The organism is Burkholderiales bacterium, from assembly GCA_023511995.1.
Taxonomy (GTDB): Bacteria; Pseudomonadota; Gammaproteobacteria; order Burkholderiales; family Thiobacteraceae; genus Thiobacter.
This window is the reverse complement of the sequence record JAIMAL010000008.1, coordinates 83,833-104,428: the sequence shown is the minus strand read 5'-3', so window position 1 is coordinate 104,428 and position 20,596 is coordinate 83,833. Positions and strand designations below refer to the sequence as shown.

The 20,596-nt window shown below is 63.9% G+C and carries 22 protein-coding genes and 2 pseudogenes; 8 read left to right on the top strand and 16 right to left on the bottom strand.

Translation table 11 applies throughout. From position 1 onward, the window contains the following. The first annotated feature begins 488 nt into the window (after positions 1 to 488). On the top strand, positions 489 to 710 hold the full coding sequence (locus K6T56_06130; GenBank protein MCL6555921.1) for a hypothetical protein: 222 nt from the start codon (positions 489 to 491) through the stop codon (positions 708 to 710). Here K6T56_06130 and K6T56_06125 read toward each other — a convergent pair. The 7 genes and pseudogenes from K6T56_06125 to K6T56_06095 all read right to left on the bottom strand — a co-directional run bounded on the left by K6T56_06125 (position 671) and on the right by K6T56_06095 (position 4,856). After that, positions 671 to 928, bottom strand: coding sequence for a L,D-transpeptidase (locus K6T56_06125; protein ID MCL6555920.1), 258 nt, complete (start codon positions 926 to 928; stop codon positions 671 to 673). The genes K6T56_06130 and K6T56_06125 overlap by 40 nt on opposite strands. Further along, entirely contained in the window at positions 918 to 1,388 is a 471-nt protein-coding gene (gene tadA, locus K6T56_06120; protein MCL6555919.1) for a tRNA adenosine(34) deaminase TadA, read from the bottom strand. The genes K6T56_06125 and tadA overlap by 11 nt, the downstream gene beginning before the upstream one ends. A gap of 65 nt (positions 1,389 to 1,453) precedes the next feature. Next, the gene (locus K6T56_06115; GenBank protein MCL6555918.1) at positions 1,454 to 2,524 is read right to left on the bottom strand and encodes a serine protease; all 1,071 of its coding nucleotides are present in this window, start codon (positions 2,522 to 2,524) and stop codon (positions 1,454 to 1,456) included. Positions 2,525 to 2,530: 6 nt separating this feature from the next. After that, positions 2,531 to 3,127, bottom strand: a complete 597-nt coding sequence (locus tag K6T56_06110) for a DUF2846 domain-containing protein (GenBank protein ID MCL6555917.1) — start codon at positions 3,125 to 3,127, stop codon at positions 2,531 to 2,533. A gap of 69 nt (positions 3,128 to 3,196) precedes the next feature. Continuing rightward, positions 3,197 to 3,907, bottom strand: coding sequence for an HPP family protein (locus tag K6T56_06105; protein ID MCL6555916.1), 711 nt, complete (start codon positions 3,905 to 3,907; stop codon positions 3,197 to 3,199). A gap of 32 nt (positions 3,908 to 3,939) precedes the next feature. Continuing rightward, positions 3,940 to 4,230 carry an HPP family protein gene (locus tag K6T56_06100; GenBank protein ID MCL6555915.1) on the bottom strand — a complete coding sequence of 97 codons (291 nt, stop codon included), beginning with the start codon at positions 4,228 to 4,230 and terminating at the stop codon, positions 3,940 to 3,942. Positions 4,231 to 4,442: 212 nt separating this feature from the next. After that, positions 4,443 to 4,856 (bottom strand): annotated as a pseudogene (locus tag K6T56_06095) (tyrosine-type recombinase/integrase). Between K6T56_06095 and K6T56_06090 the strand changes: the two are divergent. After that, a pseudogene (locus K6T56_06090) lies at positions 4,822 to 5,909 on the top strand (IS3 family transposase). The pseudogenes K6T56_06095 and K6T56_06090 overlap by 35 nt on opposite strands. A gap of 755 nt (positions 5,910 to 6,664) precedes the next feature. Here K6T56_06090 and K6T56_06085 read toward each other — a convergent pair. Next, the gene (locus K6T56_06085; protein ID MCL6555914.1) at positions 6,665 to 7,603 is read right to left on the bottom strand and encodes a carbohydrate kinase family protein; all 939 of its coding nucleotides are present in this window, start codon (positions 7,601 to 7,603) and stop codon (positions 6,665 to 6,667) included. Positions 7,604 to 7,718: 115 nt separating this feature from the next. Here K6T56_06085 and K6T56_06080 point away from each other — a divergent pair, with 115 nt between their 5' ends. Continuing rightward, on the top strand, positions 7,719 to 8,552 hold the full coding sequence (locus K6T56_06080) for a zinc dependent phospholipase C family protein (GenBank protein MCL6555913.1): 834 nt from the start codon (positions 7,719 to 7,721) through the stop codon (positions 8,550 to 8,552). Here K6T56_06080 and K6T56_06075 read toward each other — a convergent pair. The 3 genes from K6T56_06075 to K6T56_06065 are packed head-to-tail and all read right to left on the bottom strand — an operon-like array spanning position 8,497 to position 11,432. Continuing rightward, positions 8,497 to 9,747: a glycosyltransferase gene (locus K6T56_06075; GenBank protein ID MCL6555912.1), complete on the bottom strand. Its 1,251-nt coding sequence runs from the start codon at positions 9,745 to 9,747 to the stop codon at positions 8,497 to 8,499. The two genes, K6T56_06080 and K6T56_06075, sit on opposite strands and share 56 nt — an antisense overlap. A 13-nt stretch (positions 9,748 to 9,760) precedes the next feature. Beyond that, a complete protein-coding gene (locus K6T56_06070) occupies positions 9,761 to 10,294 on the bottom strand; it encodes a phosphatase PAP2 family protein (protein MCL6555911.1) in 534 nt (177 codons plus the stop codon). After that, the gene (locus K6T56_06065; protein ID MCL6555910.1) at positions 10,248 to 11,432 is read right to left on the bottom strand and encodes a glycosyltransferase family 1 protein; all 1,185 of its coding nucleotides are present in this window, start codon (positions 11,430 to 11,432) and stop codon (positions 10,248 to 10,250) included. The genes K6T56_06070 and K6T56_06065 overlap by 47 nt, the downstream gene beginning before the upstream one ends. 230 nt (positions 11,433 to 11,662) lie before the next feature. Between K6T56_06065 and K6T56_06060 the strand changes: the two genes are divergently transcribed. The 5 genes from K6T56_06060 (at position 11,663) to K6T56_06040 (ending at position 14,900) form a co-directional block, all read left to right on the top strand. After that, entirely contained in the window at positions 11,663 to 12,094 is a 432-nt protein-coding gene (locus K6T56_06060; protein MCL6555909.1) for an Hsp20/alpha crystallin family protein, read from the top strand. A 109-nt stretch (positions 12,095 to 12,203) separates the two neighbouring features. After that, a complete protein-coding gene (gene argB, locus K6T56_06055; GenBank protein ID MCL6555908.1) occupies positions 12,204 to 13,091 on the top strand; it encodes an acetylglutamate kinase in 888 nt (295 codons plus the stop codon). Then, a complete protein-coding gene (locus K6T56_06050; protein MCL6555907.1) occupies positions 13,091 to 13,762 on the top strand; it encodes a pyrimidine 5'-nucleotidase in 672 nt (223 codons plus the stop codon). The genes argB and K6T56_06050 overlap by 1 nt, the downstream gene beginning before the upstream one ends. Before the next feature lie 190 nt (positions 13,763 to 13,952). Next, a complete protein-coding gene (gene slmA / locus K6T56_06045) occupies positions 13,953 to 14,534 on the top strand; it encodes a nucleoid occlusion factor SlmA (GenBank protein MCL6555906.1) in 582 nt (193 codons plus the stop codon). A 222-nt stretch (positions 14,535 to 14,756) separates the two neighbouring features. Then, the gene (locus tag K6T56_06040) at positions 14,757 to 14,900 is read left to right on the top strand and encodes a hypothetical protein (protein ID MCL6555905.1); all 144 of its coding nucleotides are present in this window, start codon (positions 14,757 to 14,759) and stop codon (positions 14,898 to 14,900) included. 53 nt (positions 14,901 to 14,953) lie between these two features. Here the strand turns inward: K6T56_06040 and K6T56_06035 are convergent, their stop codons facing one another. The 5 genes from K6T56_06035 to gpmI form a co-directional block, all read right to left on the bottom strand. Next, positions 14,954 to 15,721, bottom strand: a complete 768-nt coding sequence (locus K6T56_06035) for a HesA/MoeB/ThiF family protein (protein MCL6555904.1) — start codon at positions 15,719 to 15,721, stop codon at positions 14,954 to 14,956. A gap of 18 nt (positions 15,722 to 15,739) precedes the next feature. After that, complete coding sequence (locus K6T56_06030) at positions 15,740 to 16,129, bottom strand: hypothetical protein (protein MCL6555903.1); 390 nt, start codon at positions 16,127 to 16,129, stop codon at positions 15,740 to 15,742. A gap of 192 nt (positions 16,130 to 16,321) precedes the next feature. Beyond that, positions 16,322 to 17,716: a S41 family peptidase gene (locus tag K6T56_06025; protein ID MCL6555902.1), complete on the bottom strand. Its 1,395-nt coding sequence runs from the start codon at positions 17,714 to 17,716 to the stop codon at positions 16,322 to 16,324. Positions 17,717 to 17,754: 38 nt separating this feature from the next. Then, entirely contained in the window at positions 17,755 to 18,939 is a 1,185-nt protein-coding gene (locus tag K6T56_06020; protein ID MCL6555901.1) for a peptidoglycan DD-metalloendopeptidase family protein, read from the bottom strand. After that, complete coding sequence (gpmI, locus tag K6T56_06015) at positions 18,936 to 20,483, bottom strand: 2,3-bisphosphoglycerate-independent phosphoglycerate mutase (GenBank protein ID MCL6555900.1); 1,548 nt, start codon at positions 20,481 to 20,483, stop codon at positions 18,936 to 18,938. The genes K6T56_06020 and gpmI overlap by 4 nt, the downstream gene beginning before the upstream one ends. Positions 20,484 to 20,596 lie beyond the last annotated feature (113 nt).

Here is a 20,596-nt window from a genome sequence, read left to right as displayed (position 1 = left end):
TTGATGGGGCAAAATGCTCGCACATTCTGACCCACCTACCCGTTAATCAAAATTGCACTTCAAACTTGAATCCGCGTACTTTGTTTTTGCTGGGATATATCCTTATTTGTTCAAGAAAACGATACTTGCCTTCCCTATTGGCGGTGCTGATGTCAAATTCAACCCGGATCAGTCAGATACAGAAACACTTTGGCTTCGGCGCTTTCTGGTGTTGGTCTACTCGGCTTTCTATTTGTGGGTCTTTTGGGCATCGTGATCGCACTCCGTTTCGAGTTTGCAGCACGGAGTGAAGCGGACGGCCACATCCTGTCTTGTGACATGTCCCTCACTCGACTCGATGATTCGGCTTACCGTCGCAGGGTGGCCGCGATGTGTAAAACGGGGTCAGGCCTTTAGTTTGTAGTCAACCCCAACCGCGCCAGCCTCCTCGCCGCCGGCCGCGATGTGGCGATCTCCGCCGCCAGTTCGACAACCTGGCCGGCCAGACCGTGGACTACGGCAACGTCTGGGCCGGCGGCGGCAACCACCAGCTCAAAGCCTTCGGCAACGCCTCGGCTACGGTGCAGGCGGGCGGCAACGTCGTCATCACTGCGGGCAGCCAAACCAACACCGGCCTGATCCAGGCCAATGCCGTGTATCTCGGCGGCAACCTCGTCAACGGCATCACCGACTACCTTGTTGCGACCCCCGCGCCGAGCGCCGGCGTATAGATCTCCCCGGTCGGCCGGCGCCGCACGAAGACGGTGTTCTCCGGCTGACCGGCGCCGATCTTGGCGCGGATGATGTGCCGGCCGCGCGGCGTGCAGTAGCTCCCACTCAGCTCGCCTGGGCCATTGGCCGCCGTGGACACCGGGTAGCGCCGGATCACGCACCCTTCGTCGTCGAGCAAATCGAGCATCTGGGTTTCGATGTTGATCCTAATTTTCATCGGCCACCGGCTTCTTACGCCGCTCCGCAAAAAACCGCGAGAGCATGGCCCCGCAATCCTCCGCCAACACGCCGTTGACCACTTCCGTGTGATGGTTCAGCCGCTTCTCGGCGAACAGATCCACAATGCTGCCATGGGCGCCGGTCTTGGGGTCGCGCGCCCCGTACACCACCCGCGCGATGCGCGCGTGCATGATCGCCCCGGCGCACATGACACAGGGCTCGATGGTGACATAGAGATCGCAGCCGATCAGGCGGTAGTTGCCCAGGCGCTCTGCCGCGTCGCGCAGCGCCTGAATCTCGGCATGGGCGGACGGGTCGTGGCCGGAGATGGGCTGATTGAAGCCACGGCCGATGATCTCGCCATCTTTCACCACCACGGCGCCCACGGGCACCTCGCCGGCCTCCCAGGCCTGCTGGGCCTGCTCCAGCGCGGCGCGCATGTAGGTTTCGTCGTTCATGGCTGACGTCTTCATCACAGGTGGAAATGGCTGATTGGGCGCGCAGCCGTAACGCGGGAAAATGGTCAGTTGATCATCCGGTATACGATCGGCCGTCCACCATCGAGCGATTCCAGTAGATAGCCGGAATCGCCAGTCTGAAAGGCGGCATAACAACCACTGTCGGGATAGGTCACGAATGACCAGTCCATGCAGATCTTGCCGGCATCCGGCTCCAATCGTAGCCTGCCGTCGCCGAATTTCACGTTGCATCCCGGGCAATAACGTCGAACCCAGCCGCCGTTTTCCAACACCTTCAAGGTAAAGGCCTGCCCTTGCTCGTTTGCCTGAATCTCGCGCCCCGGCTTGAATTGCGCAAGCATTTCGTCGCGGTCCAGTTTTCGCCGCGACTTGGTAGCGGGTGCCTCAGGGATCTCCGAAGGCGCATCCGGCTTAACTTTCGGACTTGGCTTGATGTCCGCCGGCTGGGCAGCCAAGCTGGCGAGCGCTTCGCTGCCGCGCTTGCGCAGCTCCGCGATATAGTCCGCCGGAATCGCAAAATTGAGCCCCAGTCCACCATCCTTGAATCCCGAACTGGTGATGCCGATCAACCGTCCCTGATCGTCGAACAGGCCGCCGCCGCTGGATCCATGGGTGATGGCAGCGGAGATTTGAATCCGCTTGTTGCCTTCAGTGCCCCGCAGCGCAGAAAACAATCCTTCATTGAAGGTCAATTCCAAGCCCTCAGGGTTGCCCAAGGTATAGACGCGCTGCCCGATGCGCAGATTTGCCATTGTTCCCATCTTGACCGGCGGCGCTTTGAGGGCCGGTACCTTGATTTGGCAAAGATCCCGTTCGACGTCGGGATACTGAAGTTGAGCTTGAAGGTACTCCTGCCCGTGCTTCACGCTGATCGACTTCGCCTTTTTCAATACATGACAATTCGTGACAACGGTTTCCGGTGCCACCACCACGCCGCTCCCCTGATTGAAGCCACGCTCTGAAGTCGGCGCCACGATGAGCACGATGCTGGGGGAAACCATCTCGAATATCTTGTCAGGTTCGATGGCATGGGCCAGGTTGGCCCATGTCGCGACGGCCAGAATCGCCGCACGGAAAAATTTTGGCTTGCGCATCCTCATTTCAACCGGCGCCATCTGTCGTCATTTTTGCGGCAGCACGCCCTGCAAATCGTTCAAACCCTTTGCCGGGTCCCGTTTTGCCGGCAGCAGATCTCTTAGATCTTCGAGATCGCGCTTGGGGTCGCGTTCAGACTTGGCTGACGCCGCCGGTTGCGGCACCTTGGCGCCATTGGCCATGGCAAGCAGTTTGCATTCCATCACACCTGCACGGCCGGTCGCCTCGTCAACCTGATGCAACTGACTCCGTGCCATGAAAAGACCCATCTTTATCTCTTGCCACACGTAATAATTTTTGCCGGGCGCGGCGTCGATTTCTATCGTAGACACGTTCTCTGCGTGCGAGGACAACTGGTGCCGCCCCGGGCTTACTTCCCACAGGAAGAAAGTCTTGGAGCCGGTCTGTCCGGCCATTTGGCCGTCCAGTGAAACGGATATGGGAATGGCCGCCCCAAATACCTCATTTCGATAGAGATAGATCAAGGCCTTGTCGGGACGTACTGGGAATCGCTTGGCGCTCTCATCATCCTGCAGTGACGCCATGGGCATGCTGGCGCAACCCGCAACCAGCGAAAACACCAACGCCATTGCGGCGTAGCGCAGCAGATTTCCAATATTCATGATCCCCTCCCGAGCCTTCCAAGGGCCCATTGCTCCTCGCCTGGCACACGCCATCCTACTACGAGCAATTTAGGAAGGAAATGGCAAATGACGGCCGAAGAAGATTCGCGCTCCTGGGGTCTCCACGTCATGCCGGCCCAGGTCAGACGCCCACCCCGGCCCCGTCCGTTTCCAGCCTTCGCCATGGCGCACCACCTCGTACTTGGCCCAGCGCGCGAATTCGGCGCGGGTGGCGACGCCGGTATCCCGCGAGCGGGTGCCGGCCACGATCTTGTAGATGACCTTGTCCTTGTCCGGATCCTCGCTGCGGGACTCGTCCACCACTTCCCGCACCTGCCACTCCTCGCCCTGTTCGCCATTGCTGTAGGCCCTGCCGATCCGGATATCGGTCACCGCGAGATGCCGATGCCGCGCCTGCCCGGTGGCGAGCGTGTAGATCCGCAGCAGGTCCTCCTCGCTCACGTCCACGAAAGAGTCCAGCTGACTCAAGGCATAGACGAAATCCGCATGCTCAATGGGGCTGTAGGACTCCGGCGGTGCAGGAACCTTCGCCTTCGCCAGACGGCCCAGGTAGGCCGGGTAGCGCCGCCAGGCAAAGGGATAATTGAACAGCACCGTGATCGTCAGGATGACCGCGACATTGAGCGCAACGGGCGTCAGGAGGTATTCATACTCCAGCGCGTGCACCGCGGGCCCGCCGATCACCGCCGACAGCGCCGTCGCGCCGCCGGGCGGATGGATGCAGCGCAGGTAATACATGGCCCCCACCGCCAGCCCCACCGCGAGGCTAGCCGCGAGCAGCGGGTTGCCGACTAGCGCGCGCAGCTCACGCCGATCACGCCCGACACCAGATGGCCGCCAATGAGCGCCCAGGGCTGGGACAGCGGACCGTGGGGCACGGCGAACAGCAGCACCGCCGAAGCGCCCATCGAGGCGACGATGAGCCGCGCGCCTGCGTCTCCGACAAAGGCATGGCTCACGACGAGGATGCCGAAGATGGCCGCCACGCCGCCCGCGGCCGAAACGACCTTTTTGCGGTGGCTCGCCACGCCGCCCTCGATGCCGAGCAGCGCGCGCCAGCGCTGCGAGAAAGTTTCAGACATTGCCTATCCTTGCTTGGCCGTGTTGTGATGGAGTGGGATTGTAGCCAGGGAAATGCTGCAAAAGCACCACCGGCCTTCTGGGGAAGCTCAGCAAAAGCCCCGCATTCCGGCGAAAGCCGGAATCCAGGGTATCAAAACGCGCATCGAATCAACACCCAACTGGATACCGGTTTCCGCCGGTAGGACGCCGGCGGCACTTTTGCAGCGGTTTCCTAGCGGTCGATGGGGCTGACCACGCCGCGGCCTCCGCGGTTGAGGACATGGGTATAGATCATGGTCGTGCTCACATCACTGTGCCCGAGCAATTATTGAACCGTTCTAATGTCGTACCCCGCCTCCAGCAAATGCGTGGCAAATGAATGCCGCAAGGTATGCGTCGAGGCAGGCTTGGTGATCCGCGACTCCGTCACCGCCCGCTTGATCGCGCGCTGCAACGACTGCTCATAAATATGATGGCGGCGCTTGAGCCCGCTGCGCGGATCGACAGAGACACTCGGCGCGGGAAATACCCAGAACCAAGCCCATGAGGTAATCCCCCCGCAAAAAGATAGCGAACAGAAGTAGAATTTTCTCATTACGAGGAGATTCTGCATGAAGAAGTCGAAATTCACGGACAGCCAGATCATGGCAGCGCTCAAGCGCGTCGAAGGGGGGCTGGGGGTACCGGAGCTGTGCCGGGAGATGGGCAGCAGCTCGGCGACGTTTGACAAATGGCGGGCCAAGTATGGCGGCATGGACACCTCCATGATGGCCCGGATGAAGGAATTGGAACAGGAGAACGCCCGGCTCAAGAAGAGGTATGCCGAGGAACGGCTGAAGGCCGAGATCCTCAAGGAGGCCATGGCAAAAAAGTGGTAAGGCCATCTCAGCGCCGCGAGATGGCCCAATGCGCCGTGGCGCAGCGGGGCGTATCCATCCGCCTGGCCTGCGAGCTGTTTACCGTGAGCGTGACCTGTTATCGGTACGTGGCCAAGCGACGGGCCGAGAACGAGGAAATTGCCGACTGGCTGATCCGGCTGACCGACAACCAGCGCACCTGGGGTTTTGGCTTGTGCTCCCTGTATCTGCGCAATGTGAAGGGCTTTGCCTGGAATCACAAGCGGGTCTACCGGATCTATCGTGAGTTGGAGTTGAACCTGCGGATCAAGCCCAGGAAACGCCTGCAACGGGAGAAGCCCGAGCCGCTCGCGGTGCCCGAGACGATCAACCAGGTCTGGTCGATGGACTTCATGCACGATCAGCTGGTCGATGGCCGGAACTTCCGGCTGTTCAATGTCATCGATGACTTCAATCGAGAGGCGCTGGGGATCGAGGTCGACTTCTCGCTGCCCTCGGAGCGCATCATCCGGGTGCTGGAGAGAATCATCGAGTGGCGCGGGAGGCCGGATGCGATCCGCTGCGACAATGGGCCGGAGAACATCAGCGGCTTGATCCAGGCTTGGGCCGAACGTTCAGGCATTCGGATGGACTATATCTAGCCCGGCAAGCCGCAACAGAATGCCTACGTCGAGCGGTTCAACCGCACGGTGCGCTATGAATGGCTGTCGCAATACTACTGGGAGAATCTGGACGAAGTACGTCTATTCGCCACACAGTGGATGTACCACTACAATCATCACCGCCCGAACATGGCCTTGGGCAGCTTCACCCCGAAACAGCGGCTGGCCATGGCCGCATAGTTCTACTTCTGGATGCCGCTAAAAGCGGGGGGATTACCCCGTGGCCTCCCTTGAGCCACTCTGGCTGCCCGGATTTGACCGGATATTATGCTGGGGAGCTATACCGATACATCACTGCCTGCGTCAGCTTCGAACAACCACGGCCAGGGCGCATAATCACAGTTCCTTACGCCCGGGAGCTCGTTTTGAGTTCTACTTGGCATGAAACCGCGTCTGATGGTTCGAGTGTGACTTTAATCCGTCAATTCCCCAGCAGGCTGATTGTTGCTTTACGCAATAAAAATGGACAAGAAGAGGCGAAATCGGAGATACGCTTGGATACACCCATGACGGGATGTCGCGATGGCGCCCTTATACTTCGCTACGAACGCAGAATTGATCCCGTAGAGGGGAGTGCTGCTAGCATCGAGTGGGGTGAGGAAGAGATTAGGCGATTGGATGATGGGTCACTGCAGTTCGCCAGCCGCGGGGCCTATCAAACCTTTGGGGGCTTGACGGGCATTCCGGGACGGACCAAGTGGTATCTTCCGACTGACCCAGTGCCTTACACCCCATCGAAAACGTTTTTGCCGAAAATCCTTGGTGAGCAGCAGAAGTAACGCCGTCATAGCATAGCGCGTATAAAGCGGTTCTGGAGCCAACGGCGCGCTTGGCGGGTGACCTTCACTACGCAGCGCCTACCGCGCACCCCGTATCAACCTTTACCCATGACGCATATTTGCACGACTTGACAGACCCAACTGGTGACGGGCCGTTTACGCCGGCCAGGCCACGCCCAGCTCCCGTTGCGCCCACTTTGCAAGATGCGTGGGATCGAGATGATGGTTCTGGGCGCCGCGGCTTGCGATTTTCACGGCTCCCATATAGGCCGCGAGACGTCCGGTTTGTTCCCAGGACAGACCCCGGGCCAGGCCATAGAGGAGCCCCGCGCGATAGGCATCGCCGCAGCCGGTGGGGTCCACCACTGCCGCCGGCGCCACACAGGGGATCTCCAGGCGCCTGCCCTCGGCGAAGATGAGGGAGCCTTTGGCGCCGAGGGTCACGATCAGGGCCTTCACCCGTTCGGCCAGCGCCGCAAGGGCGAGCCCCGTGCGTTCCTGCATCAGCTCTGCCTCGTAATCGTTGAGGGTGACGTAGTCCGCGAGCTCCACGAGATGCAAAAGCTCCCGCCCGTCGAAGAGGGGCATGGCCTGGCCGGGATCGAAAATGAAGGGGATGCCCGCGGCGTGGAATTCTTCTGCGTGGCGCAGCATGCCTTCACGTCCGTCCGGGGCGACGATCCCGAGGGCGATGTCTTTTGCCTCGTGCACGCTGTTTTCGTGGGAGAAATTCATCGCCCCGGGGTGGAAGGCGGTGATCTGGTTGTCGTCCAGATCGGTGGTGATGAAGGCCTGCGCCGTGTAGGTGTCGGGAATGGCGCGCACGTGCTCGGCCGAAAGTCCCAGGGCCCGCAGCCTTTCTCCATAGGGGGCGAAGTCCTCGCCCACGGCGGCCATGATCACCGGCTCCCCGCCCAGCAGTTTCAAATTGTAGGCGATGTTGCCGGCGCAGCCACCAAACTCCCGGCGCATGTCCGGCACGAGGAAGGAGACATTCAGGATGTGAATCTTGTCCGGCAGGATGTGATTGCGGAAGCGGTCATGGAACACCATGATGTGGTCGTAGGCGAGGGAGCCGCAAATGAGGGTGCGCATCGTGTTTCGTTCGGCGGGGAAGTGGGTCAGCGGCGAAGTGTAGCGCATTCCCTGTCATGGAAAAATCACGCCTTGTTCATCGTTTTTTCCATGGCGGCGGCCACACTGGCCGGCAATGAAACGATGGCCCCTCTTCTGCTGGCTTCTGCCCCTCATCGGCCATAGCCCGGAAGCTCTCGCCTGGGGACTCGCCACCCATCTTTACTTCGCCCAACTGCTCCTGTGGGCCGTGCCCCTTGCGGATCCGAAGCTTCGGCGGGCCGTGCGGCGGCTGCCCCGACTGCTCCTCGCCGGCGCCTGCCTGCCGGACCTGGCCCTCGTGGCGGGGCGCGGCAGCGGCGACCGCTTCCGGACGAGCCACGACTGGGCGCAGGCGCAGCAGCTGCTTGACCATGCCGGCGACGAGGAGGAACGGGCGCTCGCCGTGGGTTATTGCTGCCATCTCTTCGTCGATGTCATCGCCCACAACCATTTCGTGCCCGCCCACGAGGCGATGTGGCTCAAGGTGCCCGTGCTCACCCATGCCCTGGCCGAATGGGTGATGGATGCGCACGTGGGCCGGCAGTTGTTCGCTAGCCCACCGCAACTCATGCAGGAGGAGGCGCAGCGGCTCATACCCTTCGTTGCCCGTCACTTCGGCTGCCAGCCGGCGACGGCATGCATCCTGCTGCGGCGGCTTACACGCGCCACGCGCCTCCTCTACGGCAGTGGCCTGCACCGGGGCCTGCGCGGTGCGGCCCGGCTCCTCGACCGGCACCTCATCCGCCGTTGCGACCATTACGTGGCCCAGACCACCGACCGGTTGTCCCAGATCAACCGCCTGTTTGCTGGCGAGGCACCCCGCTGGCGCGCCGATCTGCCCTGTCCGGAACACACGGCCTATCTTTCGGCGCTCAGCGGCGAGAGGCTGCGCGGCCTGCTGCCTCTGCCCGGCAATCTGTTTGGCTGAGGAACCCCTCCGCTTCAGCGTGGGCCTGCGCGGGGCGCCTGTTCAGCCGGATCTCTTCGTAGAAGCCCATGAGCCGCGCGGTGGTCTCCGCCGCCGTCCACTGCCGCACGTATTCACGGCCGGCAGCGGCGAGCCTTTGCCGCTCCGGCGCATTCTCGAGCAGTGCCGCCACCCGGTCGGCGAAGTCGTCGGGGTCGTCACGGGCGATCCTGGTGCCTTGCCCTTCCTGCAGGACATCGGCGGTACCCATCACCGCCAGGGCCACCACCGGCAGGCCCATGGCCATGGCCTCCAGCAGAACCAGGCCCTGGGTTTCCGTGCGCGAGGCGAAAACGAAGAGATCGGCGGCGCGGTAGCAGTCGAGGAGGGTGGAGCGGCGGTCCAGGTAACCGACGAAGCAGACATGGGCAGTCAGCCCCAAGGACGCTGCCTGGCGTTCCAGGCTGGCCTGCGCCGGGCCCTCGCCGGCGATCACCAGCAGCACGTCGGGATGGCGGGCGCGCAGCCGCGCCAGCATGTCCAGCAGAAAGCCGATGTTCTTCTCGTGGGCGACCCGTCCCACATAGAGCAGGAGCGGTCGTTTGGGGTCGATGCCGTGGCGGGCGCGGAAGCGGGCACCGTCCCCTTGGGTGAAATCGGCGGGCTCGATGCCCGTGGGGATGACGGCGGCGGGGGTGGTGACCCCATAGGCGCGCAGACGCGCCAGGATGGCAGAGGAAGGGACGACGATGCCATCCGCCTCGCCACACTGGCTGCGGGAAAAGGCCCGCGCCACCCACCGCATCAGGGAGCGGGGCGCGACGGGAAGGTAGTGAAAGAGATATTCCTCGAAGAAGGTGTGATAGGTCTCCACCAGGGGCACGCCGAGACGCCGCGCGAGCCGTCTACCCGCGTAGTGGGCGAGAAAGGGGGTGTGCACGTGCACCAGATCGAAGCCGGTGCCAACGAGCTCCGGGGTGAGGTGGTGGAGGCTGCGCCAGGACATCATGCGGTCTTCCGGGTCGCACCACACCACGCGGGAGCGGATACGGTAGAGGGGGCCCAGATCCCCGCTTTCGCCGCAGGCGCCGTAATCGGGGGCGATCAGGGTGACCTCATGGCCGCTGCGGCGAAGTTCCCGGCGCAGGGTGAGAATGGCCGTGGACACACCGTTGATGCGGGGGAAATAGACATCGGACACCATCAGGATGCGCATCGCCGCCTGCCCCTCAGAAGAGGAGGAAGGAGAGCGTGGCCAGTCCCCAGCCCAGCGCGGCTCCGGCGACCACGTCCGTGGGGTAGTGCAGGCCCAGGAGTACCCGGGAAAGGGCGACAAGCAGGGTGAAGGGCACGAGCAGAGGGCTCAGCCAGGGAAAATGAGCAAGGGCGACGACGGTGAAGGCCACCGCGTGCAGGGTGTGGCCGGAGGGGAAACTGAACTCGTCCAGAGGGTCAGTGCCGCGCAGGATGGCCGGTTCCAGATCACAGGGGCGGGGCCGCAGGGTGCGCTGCTTGAGCAGCCGGTACACCACCAGTCCGGCCAGCCCGACGCCGATCATGTGCAGCACCCCCGGCAAGGCACCCGGCACGAAAGCGAGCAGCGCCAGCATCAGGGCATACCAGAACACGCCATCCCCCAGGCGGCTGATGACGCGGAAGAAGCGGCGCACCACCGGCCGGTGCGCCAGCCGGTTGAGGCGCAGGCAAAGCCGCACGTCACAGGCGTTGAGACGGGTGAGCAGGGGATGCGAGGGCGTTTGCATGGGGCCTCCTTTCCTGTTCCAGAAGCACACGCATGAGCAGGGCTTCGAAGCGGTCCAGCACACAGGACCAGTCCATCGCAGCGGCGCGACGGCGCGCGGCCCGACCCAGGGTGCGCGCCCATTCCAGATCGGCCAGCTTGGCCGCTTCGCTGACGAAATCCTCGGTGGCGGCGAAGGGGGCGAGCAGCCCGTTTTCCCCATGGGTGATGAGCTCGTGGGCGCCGGCGTAGTCGTAGGCGAGCACCGCCAGACCGCTGGCCATGGCTTCCAGGGTGACGTTGCCAAAGGTCTCGGTGAGGCTGGGAAAGAGAAAGATGTCGGCGGAGGCATAGTGGGCGGCGAGCTCCTCCCCGCGGCGCGTGCCGGCGAACACCGCGTCCGGCCGCAGCCGCTTGAGCTCATTGCACATCGGCCCATCGCCCACCAGCACCAGACGGGCGTCGGGGCGGCGGGCGCGCAGCGCGCTGAAGGCGCGCAGCAGCTCGAGGAGGTTTTTTTCTGGTGCCAGCCGCCCCACATAAAGCACCACCGGCGTGTACGGCCCCGCGCCCCAGTGGGCGCGCAGGGTGGCGTCGCGCCGCTGCGGGTTGAAGAGGCGCGTGTCCACGCCCCGGCTCAAGACCTCCAGGTGGCGAAAGCCCTGGGCGGCGAGCTGCCGCCGCAGCGTGTCCGTGGGCACCAGGGTGAGGGCGGTGCGGTTGTGGAAGAAACGCAGATAGCCGGCGATGGCGCCGGACAACCAGCCAAGCCCATAGTGGGCGCTGTAGGCGTGGAAATTGGTGTGGAAGGCCGAGGTCACCGGCAGGCCCATGCGGCGTGCCATGGTCAACGCCGACAGACCCAGCGGCCCTTCCGTCACCACGTGCACCAGGTCAGGCCGCCTTTCGCGAAAGGCGCGGGCAAGCGCTCCGCCCGCGGGCAGGCCCATGCGCAGCCCAGGATAGCGGGGAAGGGGCAGGCCCCGGACAAGCAGCGTTGGCCGCGCGGGGTCGGCGGCACAATCGGCCGCACCCTGACGGGGACGGATGAGGAACACCCTGTGCCCGCGCCGCTCCATGGCTTCCACCAGGCGTCCGACGGTCATGGCCACCCCGTTCACCTCCGGGGGAAAGGTTTCCGTGACCAAAGCCAGTTCCAGGGGGCCTCGCCGCAGCGCCGCCCCCTCCCCCGTCAAAGCCGATGGTGACGCGTCCATGGACAGCCATCCTCACCCGGCCATGCAACAGCCGTGTGACAGGGGGATGACCGTGGGATGACGCCCCCCGGCGGCGGCCTTGAAAATTCCCCGTCATGACCCATATTGAGGATTGGAGGCCGGAACCCGGCGTTCCGGCAGTGGAACATCAACGAACCAAAAAGGAGAGTCCCATGGCAAACATCACCCGTTACGATCCCTTCAACCTGGACAGCGTCTTCGACGACTTCTTCAAAGGCTTCCTGGTGCGGCCGATGACCCTGGAAGGCATGCCCAAGGCGCCGGAGATCAAGATGGACGTGACCGAGAATGACAAGGCCTACACGGTGAAGGCGGAGATTCCGGGCGTGAAGAAGGAAGACATCCACGTCACCATCGACGGCAATACGGTGTCCATCAGCGCGGAAGTGAAGAAGGAGTCCGAGGAGAAAGAGGGCGAGAAGGTGCTGCGTTCCGAGCGTTACTATGGTCGGGTGGCGCGTTCCTTCAGCCTCGGCTCCGACATCGACGAGGCCAATGCCAGCGCCCGCTACGAAAACGGTGTGCTGGAGCTCGTCCTGCCGAAGAAAGCGGCGAGCACGGCGAGGCGCCTCACCATCAGCTAAACGGGTGGGCAGACGGCGCAAAGGGCGGTGCGAGGCAATCGCACCGCCCTTTTTCATGGCGGTCGCGCCCGGTAGAATGGCGGCCGCACCCCACACCACGGGAGAGACCATGACCGACACGCCTTCCACCGCCGCCCTCAAGGCCGCGCTTTTGTCCGAGGCCCTGCCTTTCATCCAGCGTTTCTTTGACAAGACCGTCGTCATCAAATACGGCGGCAACGCGATGACCGAGGAGAGGCTCAAGGAAAGCTTCGCTCGCGACGTGGTGCTGCTCAAGCTGGTGGGCATCAATCCGGTGATCGTCCATGGTGGCGGCCCGCAGATCGGCGACATGCTCAAACGCCTGGGCAAACAAAGCGAGTTCGTCCAGGGCATGCGGGTCACCGATGCCGAGACCATGGACGTGGTGGAAATGGTGCTGGGGGGTCTCGTCAACAAAAGCATCGTCAATCTCATCAACCGCCATGGGGGCAAGGCGGTGGGGCTCACCGGCAAGGATGGCTCAATGATCCGCGCCCGCCGCATGCGCCTGCCCAGCCAGGAAAAAGCCGGTGAGTTCGTCGATATCGGCCAGGTGGGCGAGGTGGCGGCCATCGATCCCGCCCTGGTCAGCCTGCTCGACAGCCAGGATTTCATCCCGGTCATCGCGCCCATCGGCGTCGGCGAGGATGGCGCCGCCTACAACATCAATGCCGATCTGGTGGCGGGGAAGCTGGCGGAGACGCTGCGGGCGGAAAAGCTCGTGCTCATGACCAACACCGCCGGCGTGCTGGACAAGGAAGGCCGGCTTTTGACCGAGCTCAATGCCGAACAGGTGCATGCCCTCATCGCGGATGGCACCATCTCCGGCGGCATGCTGCCCAAGGTGAACTGCGCCCTGGAGGCAGTGCGCAATGGTGTCAAGGCGAGCCACATCATCGACGGGCGGGTGGAACATGCCCTGCTGCTGGAAATTCTCACCAGCGAGGGGGTGGGCACGCTGATCAGGCGTTCCTGATGCAGGGCAGCCCCCTCTGGGTGTTCGATCTGGACAACACGCTGCACGACGCGACACCCCACATCTTCCCCCACATCAACCGGGCCATGACGCGGTACCTCATGGAGCATCTGGCCCTCGACGAGGCGGGGGCCAATGCCCTGCGCCAGCACTACTGGCAACGGTACGGCGCCACGCTGCTCGGGCTGGTGCGCCACCACGGCACCGACTGGCGCCATTTCCTCTGGCACACCCACCAGTTTCCAGAACTCAAGAGCATGCTCGTTTGGGAGCGGGGTCTGCGGCACATGCTGCAGCATCTGCCCGGCCGCAAGGTGGTGTTTTCCAACGCCCCGGCCCATTATTCCCGCGCCGTGCTGCGCCTTCTGGGCATACTCGACCTCTTTGTCAGCGTCTATTCCGTGGAACACACGCGGCTTAGGCCCAAGCCGGCGGCGTTCGGTTTCCAGCGCATCCTGCGGGAGGAGCGGGTGGCGCCCGGCCGCGCCATCATGGTGGAAGACAGCCTCGCCAACCTGCGCACGGCGCGCCGGCTGGGCATGAAGACGGTCTGGGTGAGTCGCGCCCGCAAAAGCCCGCCCTTCGTCGATGTCCGCGTGCGCTCGGTGTTGCAACTGCCCCGTGTGCTCAATAAGCTAACGGTCACAACGAATCGCGGCCCGCAATCATGAAAGCGTGTGGGCCATGGGCGTCCGTCATGCCCGCCCCCGCGGGCTTTTGCGAGGGGCGGCCGAAGGCCGGGTGAGGGAAGCGCGGGGCGAGCCCACCCTTCGTGTTTTTTCCGGGGGCGGCGCGGCCGTGGCCCGCGCATCGACGGCGCCGCGGCTTCGTTTCGACGCAGTGCAAATCCGGGAGGAGGCCATGCCTGTCAGACCAGGCCAGAGAAAAGAACAGATCCTGCAGACGCTGGCGGAGATGCTGGAAAGCCCGCAGCCGGAGCGCATCACCACCGCCGCGCTCGCCGCCCGTCTCGACGTATCCGAGGCGGCGCTCTACCGCCACTTCGCCAGCAAGGCGCAGATGTTCGAGGGACTCATCGAGTTCATCGAATCCACCCTCTTCGGCCTCATCAACAAAATTCTGGCGGAGGAAACACGCGGCGTGGCCCAGATCAATGGCATCGTCTCCGTCTGTCTGGGGTTTGCCGCCAAGAATCCCGGCATGTCACGGGTGCTCATCGGCGATGCCCTGGTCCACGAGAATGAGCGCCTGCAGGCGCGCATCAACCAACTGGTGGACCGCCTGGAGGCGACCCTGCGCCAATGTCTGCGCGTGGCCGCCACCCAGCAGGAGCTGCATGGCGACACCGATGCCAACGCAGTGGCCAACCTGCTCGTCGCCTTCATCCTCGGCCGCTGGCATCAGTTCGCGAAAAGCGGCTTCCGCCGTTCTCCCCTCGATCATCTCGAGGGACAGAAACGCTTCCTCCTCGGCGCCCTCTGACCGTAGCCCGCTACGGGCATTGCGGGGCGGTGGTCCTCAAGCTTTTCTCCGCCGGGACGTTATCGCCGGTAGGAGGCTTTCCATCATGGCCCCCGCCATGATCGTTTTCCCCCTCCCTTTTGCCAGGGGGAGAGGTGAGACGGTGTTTCTCTTCTGCAAGCGGCTGAGGGAGGAGGACAGGGAAACCTTCGCGATTTTTCACCTTGAGCGACAGGAGGCGCCATGCGCAGCAAGACCGTAGCCATCAAGCCGGCCACCTGGCTTTCCCTCTTTCTCGTGGGCATCGTCATCGTCTGGGCGGGCTTGGGCGATCGCCTGCCCGAACCGGCGGACAGCCAGAGCGGTAAGCCAAGCGTCCACCGGTAGGCCTGCCGCACCGGCAAAACATCGGTTGCACCGCCGGGCGTCTTTCTTTGTTTTCAGGAGGCGACGGCTGCAGCAGCGCGACCGCAGACCGCACAGGCGGGGTCCCGCGGCACCTCGAGCCGACGCCAGCTCATGTCCAGGGCATTGATGAGGAGAAGCCGGCCGGTGAGGGGCGTGCCGCAGCCGGCCAGCAGTTTGAGGGCCTCCGCCGCCTGGATGGTGCCGACGATGCCCACCAGGGGCGAAAACACGCCATTTTCCGCACAGCGCATTTCGTCCGCCTCTCCCGTGTCCGGAAAGAGGCAGTGGTAGCAGGGGCTGGTGCCGCGCCCCGGCTGGAAGACCGCCACCTGCCCGTCGAAGCGCACCGCCGCGCCAGAGACCAGGGGTTTTGCCGCCGCCACACAGGCGCGGTTGATGGCGTGGCGGGTGGCGAAGTTGTCGCTCGCATCCACCACCACATCGGCTTGCGCCACCAGTTGTGCAAGCTCCGCCCCCTCCACCCGGCGGGGAATGGCCCGCGCCTGAAGTTCCGGATTCAGGCGCTGGGCGCGCAGCAGCGCCGATTCCGCCTTGTTGCGGCCCAGCGCATCCTGGTCATGGGCGATTTGCCGTTGCAGATTGGTGAGGTCCACGGCATCACCGTCGCAGACGGTGAGACGACCCACGCCGGCGGCGGCGAGATAGAGGATGATCGGGGAGCCGAGACCCCCGGCACCCACCACCAGGGCGTGGCTGCCAAGGAGGCGCTCCTGCCCTTCGATGCCCACTTCGTTGAGCATGATGTGGCGGCTGAAGCGCAGAAGCTGGGCGTCATCCATGGGCTAAGGATCGCGCGGCTAGCGGTAGGCGCGCCATTCTTCCGGTGTATCGTCCCGGTCGCCGTGGGGATGGCGCTGCCAGCTTTCGGCGAAGATGCGTTTGGAAAGCTGGTCCCGGGGCGGGGGCGCCAGGTGGGCGCAGAGATTGGCCTCGCAATAGTAGATAAGGGCGCGGCGGATTTTGGCGAGCAGGCTGTTGTCGAGATGGAAGCCTTCCGCGGCGAGCGCCTTTTCCACTTTCTCCAGGGTGTAGTTGGGCAGCTCGTAGCGCACGAGCAGGGTTCGCCCGTCGAGCTTTTCCAACACCACCAGATGGGGTAGACCGTCGAGGAGGCGCGCCGCCTCATCCGCCTGATTGGGGGGCAGCGCCGCGAAGGTGAGTTGCCGGGTCTTGAAGGCTCCCTGCATGAAGGCACTCCGGATGGCCGCGATGTGCCGGCTACGCCTCAAGCATAGCGCGGCAGGCGTCTTTTGCAAGCGTTCCCTTGAGCTCCCGCACCGTCCGGAATGGTGAGACGGTGATCCGCCCTGAGGCTTTCCATCCCTGCCCCCTCCCGCAAGCGGGAAGGGGAGGGCAAAGACCCTTCCCCTCGTTTGCCGTCAGCGGCGCTGCAGGATCTGGATGCCCTTGAGCAGGTTCACCGCCTGGTTGAGCTGGTAATCAGTGCGCGGGGCGATGTCGCCCGGTTCAGGCTTGTCCTCCTTGCCCTTCTCCGGCTTCGGCGCCTGCAGCCGGATGGGGGCCGGCGCGGGTTTGGCCTCGGGTTCCTTGTCATTGGCGAGATGGCGCTCCAGATCGGCCTCGCGCACCCCCATCGCCTGTTTGTCGGCCTCGCTCACCACCGCCTCCTCGACGACGATGTCCGGCGTGATGCCCTTGGCCTGGATGGAGTTGCCGCTGGGCGTGTAATAGCGCGCCGTGGTGAGCTTGATGGCGGTGCCATTGGCCAGAGGCAGGATGGTCTGCACCGAACCCTTGCCGAAGGTCTGGGTGCCGAGGATGATGGCGCGGCGATGATCCTGCAGGGCGCCGGCGACGATCTCAGAAGCCGAGGCGGAGCCGCCATTGACCAGCACGATCATGGGCACGCTCTTTGCCCAGCCCGGGAGGTTTTTCATGTAATCGTCCTGGTTGGGGCGCAGATAGAACTCGCGGCTCGCCGTCAGGCGCATCTTGGCATCCTGGGTGCGGCCGTCGGTGTAGACCACCAGCACGTCCTTGGGCAGGAAGGCCGTCGCCACGGCGACTGCGCCGTTGAGCAGACCGCCCGGATTGTTGCGCAGATCAAGCACCAGGCCCTTGAGGGCCTCCTTGTTCTGTTTGTTGAGGCCATCCAGTGCCTTCACCAGATCCTCGCCGGTGTGATCCTGGAACTGGGTGATGCGCACGAAGCCATAGCCCGGCTCCAAAAGCTTCCACTTGACGCTCTTGATCTGGATCACCGCGCGGGTGAGGGTGATCACCAGGGGTTTGGGCTCACCCTTGCGCAGGATGGTCAGCGTGATGCGCGTGCCCGGTTTGCCCCGCATGCGCTTGACGGCATCGTTGAGGGTCATGCCTTTGACCGGTGTGTCGTCCAGCTTGATGATGAGGTCGCCGGCCTTGATGCCGGCCTGGAAGGCGGGCGTATCCTCGATGGGGGAAATGACTTTGACGAAGCCATCCTCCATGCCCACCTCGATACCGAGCCCGCCGAACTGACCCTGGGTGGAGACCTGCAGGTCTTTGAAGGCATCGGCGTCCAGGTAGGCGGAATGGGGGTCAAGGCCGGAGAGCATGCCATTGATGGCCGAAGTGATGAGCTTCTTGTCCTCGACCGGCTCCACGTAGTCGCTCTTGATCTTGCCGAACACCTCGGCGAAGGTGCGCAGCTCCTCCACCGGCAGGGGGCCGGCGCGGTCCTTGTCGGCGATGGCGGAGTAATTCAGGCTCACCCCCACGCCGATGAGGATGCCCAAAACGATGAGCCCAAGATGGTGCAGTCTGCTGCGCATATTCAGTTCGACTCCGGGTTTTCGATGGGGTGGAAGGTTCAACGCCGCCCCACCCATTGCAGCGGGTCCACGGGTTTGCCCTGGAACCGGACTTCGAAGTATAAACCGCTTTCGCCCTGGCCGCCGCTGTCGCCGGTGGCGCTCACAACTTCCCCCGCCACCACCTTCTCCCCCACCTGCTTGTAGATGGAGTGGTTGTGGCCATAGAGGCTCATGTAGCCGTCGCCGTGGTCAATGATGAGCAGGTTGCCAAACCCCCGCAGCCAGTCGGCGAAGACCACGCGGCCGGCGGCCAGGGCTTTCACCGGGCTGCCCTCGGGCGCGCGGATGAAAACGCCCTTCCAGGGAATACCCGTCTCCGCCCGGGGCGCGCCGAAGCGGTTGGTGATCTCGCCTTTGACCGGCAGGGCGAGGCTTCCCTTTAGGCGGGCAAATTCGCCGCTATCCATCGCGGTGCCGCCTTCCGCCTTGGGCGGGCGGGATTTCGCCCGCGCTTTTTCCGCCATGGCCCGGGTGAGTCGCTCGATCAGGCGGGTGAGCCGTTTTTCGTCCTGGGTGAGGCGTTCCACCTGCTGCCGGCGGGCGGCGATTTCCTTTTCCAGACGGGCGAGTGTCGCCCGCCGTTTCAACGCTTCCTTTTCCAGCGCCTGCCGTTCGGTCTCCCGTTCCCGGGTGAGCCGCGCCAGGGTTTCGCTACGGGCGCGGGTTTCCCGCTCCAGGACTTCCGCTGCGGCGAGATCGGCGCGCAGTCTGGCGATGAGTTCGGCGCGGGCGCGGGCGAGGTAGGTGGCGTAGGTGAGATCCCGGGCGATCTGGTTGGGGTCCTGCTGATTGAGCAGAAGTCGCAGACCATCCGGCGCCCCGGCTTCGTATTGGCTGAGAAGGAGCCGGGCGAGCTCGCTTTGCTGGGCCTCGATGCGCGCCTTGAGGGCGGTGGATTCCCGGCGGCTTGCGGCGAGCTCCTGGTTGACGGTCGCCAGCTCTTCGTTGAGCTCACGCAGCCGGCGGTTGATTTCGCTGATGGCACGTTCGGAGGCACGCAACTCGTCCAGCACGTCGGCCTTGTTGCCTTCGGCGCTTTCGATCTCATTGCGCAGGCGGTCGATCTGTTGGCGCAGCGCCTTGAGCTCCCGCGCCTTGTCGGCGGCCGGGTCGGCACCCAGGGCGGGAAGGGCGAGCCAAAGAAGGAGAAGGGCACGCAGCAGGGCGCCCGCTGGCCTCATGCGTCCATGAACTCGATCAGCGGATGCCCGGTCATTTCCGAGGGCTGCGGCAGGCCCATCATGCGCAGGAGGGTGGGGGCGACGTCTTCCAGGGCGCCGGTGTCGGCCAGCCGGGCACGCCGCCGGCCGATGTAGATGAGGGGGACCAGGCTCATGGTGTGGGCGGTGTGGGCCTGCCGGGTGGTTTCGTCGAGCATGCGTTCGGCGTTGCCATGATCGGCGGTGATGAGCACCTCACCCCCGCGGGCAAGCTGGGCGTCCACCGCCCGCCCCAGACAGGTGTCGATGGTCTCGATGGCCTTGATGGCGGCGCCCAGATTGCCGGTGTGGCCCACCATGTCCGCATTGGCGTAGTTGCAGATGATGGCATCGTATTTGCCACTCTGGATGGCGGCGACCAGACGGTCGGTGACCTCCGGCGCGCTCATCTCGGGCTTCTGGTCATAGGTGGCCACGTCGGGGGAGGGCACCAGGATGCGGTCTTCCCCCGGATAGACGCGCTCCTGCCCGCCATTGAAGAAAAAGGTCACGTGGGCGTATTTCTCCGTCTCGGCGATGCGCAACTGTTTCAGACCGAGGCTGGCGATGTATTCGCCGAAGCCATTGCGCAACTGCTCCGGGGGAAAGGCCACGGGCACGTCGAAGTCGTCGCTGTAGCCGGTGAGGGTGACGATGGCGCCCAGGCGGGGCCGGTATTCCCGCTCGAAGCCGTCGAAGTCGTCTTCGACGAAGGTGCGGGTGAGCTGCCGCGCGCGGTCGGAACGGAAATTCATGAACACCACCGCGTCGCCGTCTTCCATGCGCACCGGCTTCTCCCCGGGGGGGACGATGGCGGTGGCTTTGACGAATTCGTCCGTCTCGCCCCGCTCGTAGGCCATCTGCAGCCCCTCCAGGGCGCTTGGCGCCGTGTACTCGGCCTTGCCCTGGGTGAGCAGGTCATAGGCGGCCTTCACCCGCTGCCAGCGGCGATCGCGGTCCATGGGATAGTAGCGGCCGATGAGGGAAACGATGCGGCCGGTGCCCAGTTCGCGGATTTTCTGCTCCAGTTTCATGATGGACGGCCCCGCGCTCTTGGGAGGGGTGTCGCGGCCGTCGGTGAAGACATGCAGCCAGACCTTTTTCAACCCGCGTCGCGCGGCAAGTTCCAGCATGGCGTGGATGTGCCGTTCGTGGCTGTGCACGCCCCCTTCGGAAAGGAGCCCCAGGATGTGCAGCGCGCGGTCATGGGCCTTGGCGGTTTCCACTGCCTGCACCAGCGCCGGGTTGTCGAAGAAATGCCCGGAATCGATGGCGCGGTTGATGCGGGTGAATTCCTGATAGACGACTCTTCCGGCACCCAGATTGAGGTGCCCCACCTCGGAATTGCCCATCTGCCCTGCGGGGAGCCCCACGGCGGCTTCCGAGGCGTGGATGAGGGTGTGGGGATAATGGATCCAGAACTTTTCCCAGTTGGGTTTTTTGGCCTGGAAGATGGCATTGTCGGCGCCATTGGCGCGGCAACCGAAACCATCGAGGATGATGAGGAGGACGGGCGTGACTTTCATGCGCAAGGGGATGTGTTCCTGATTGTGTGTGTGAAATGCTTGCGTTATTTTAGTATATTTCGATAATCGTCACAGCATCGCAGGCGATCCGGAGCCAAGGCTCAAAGCTCGAG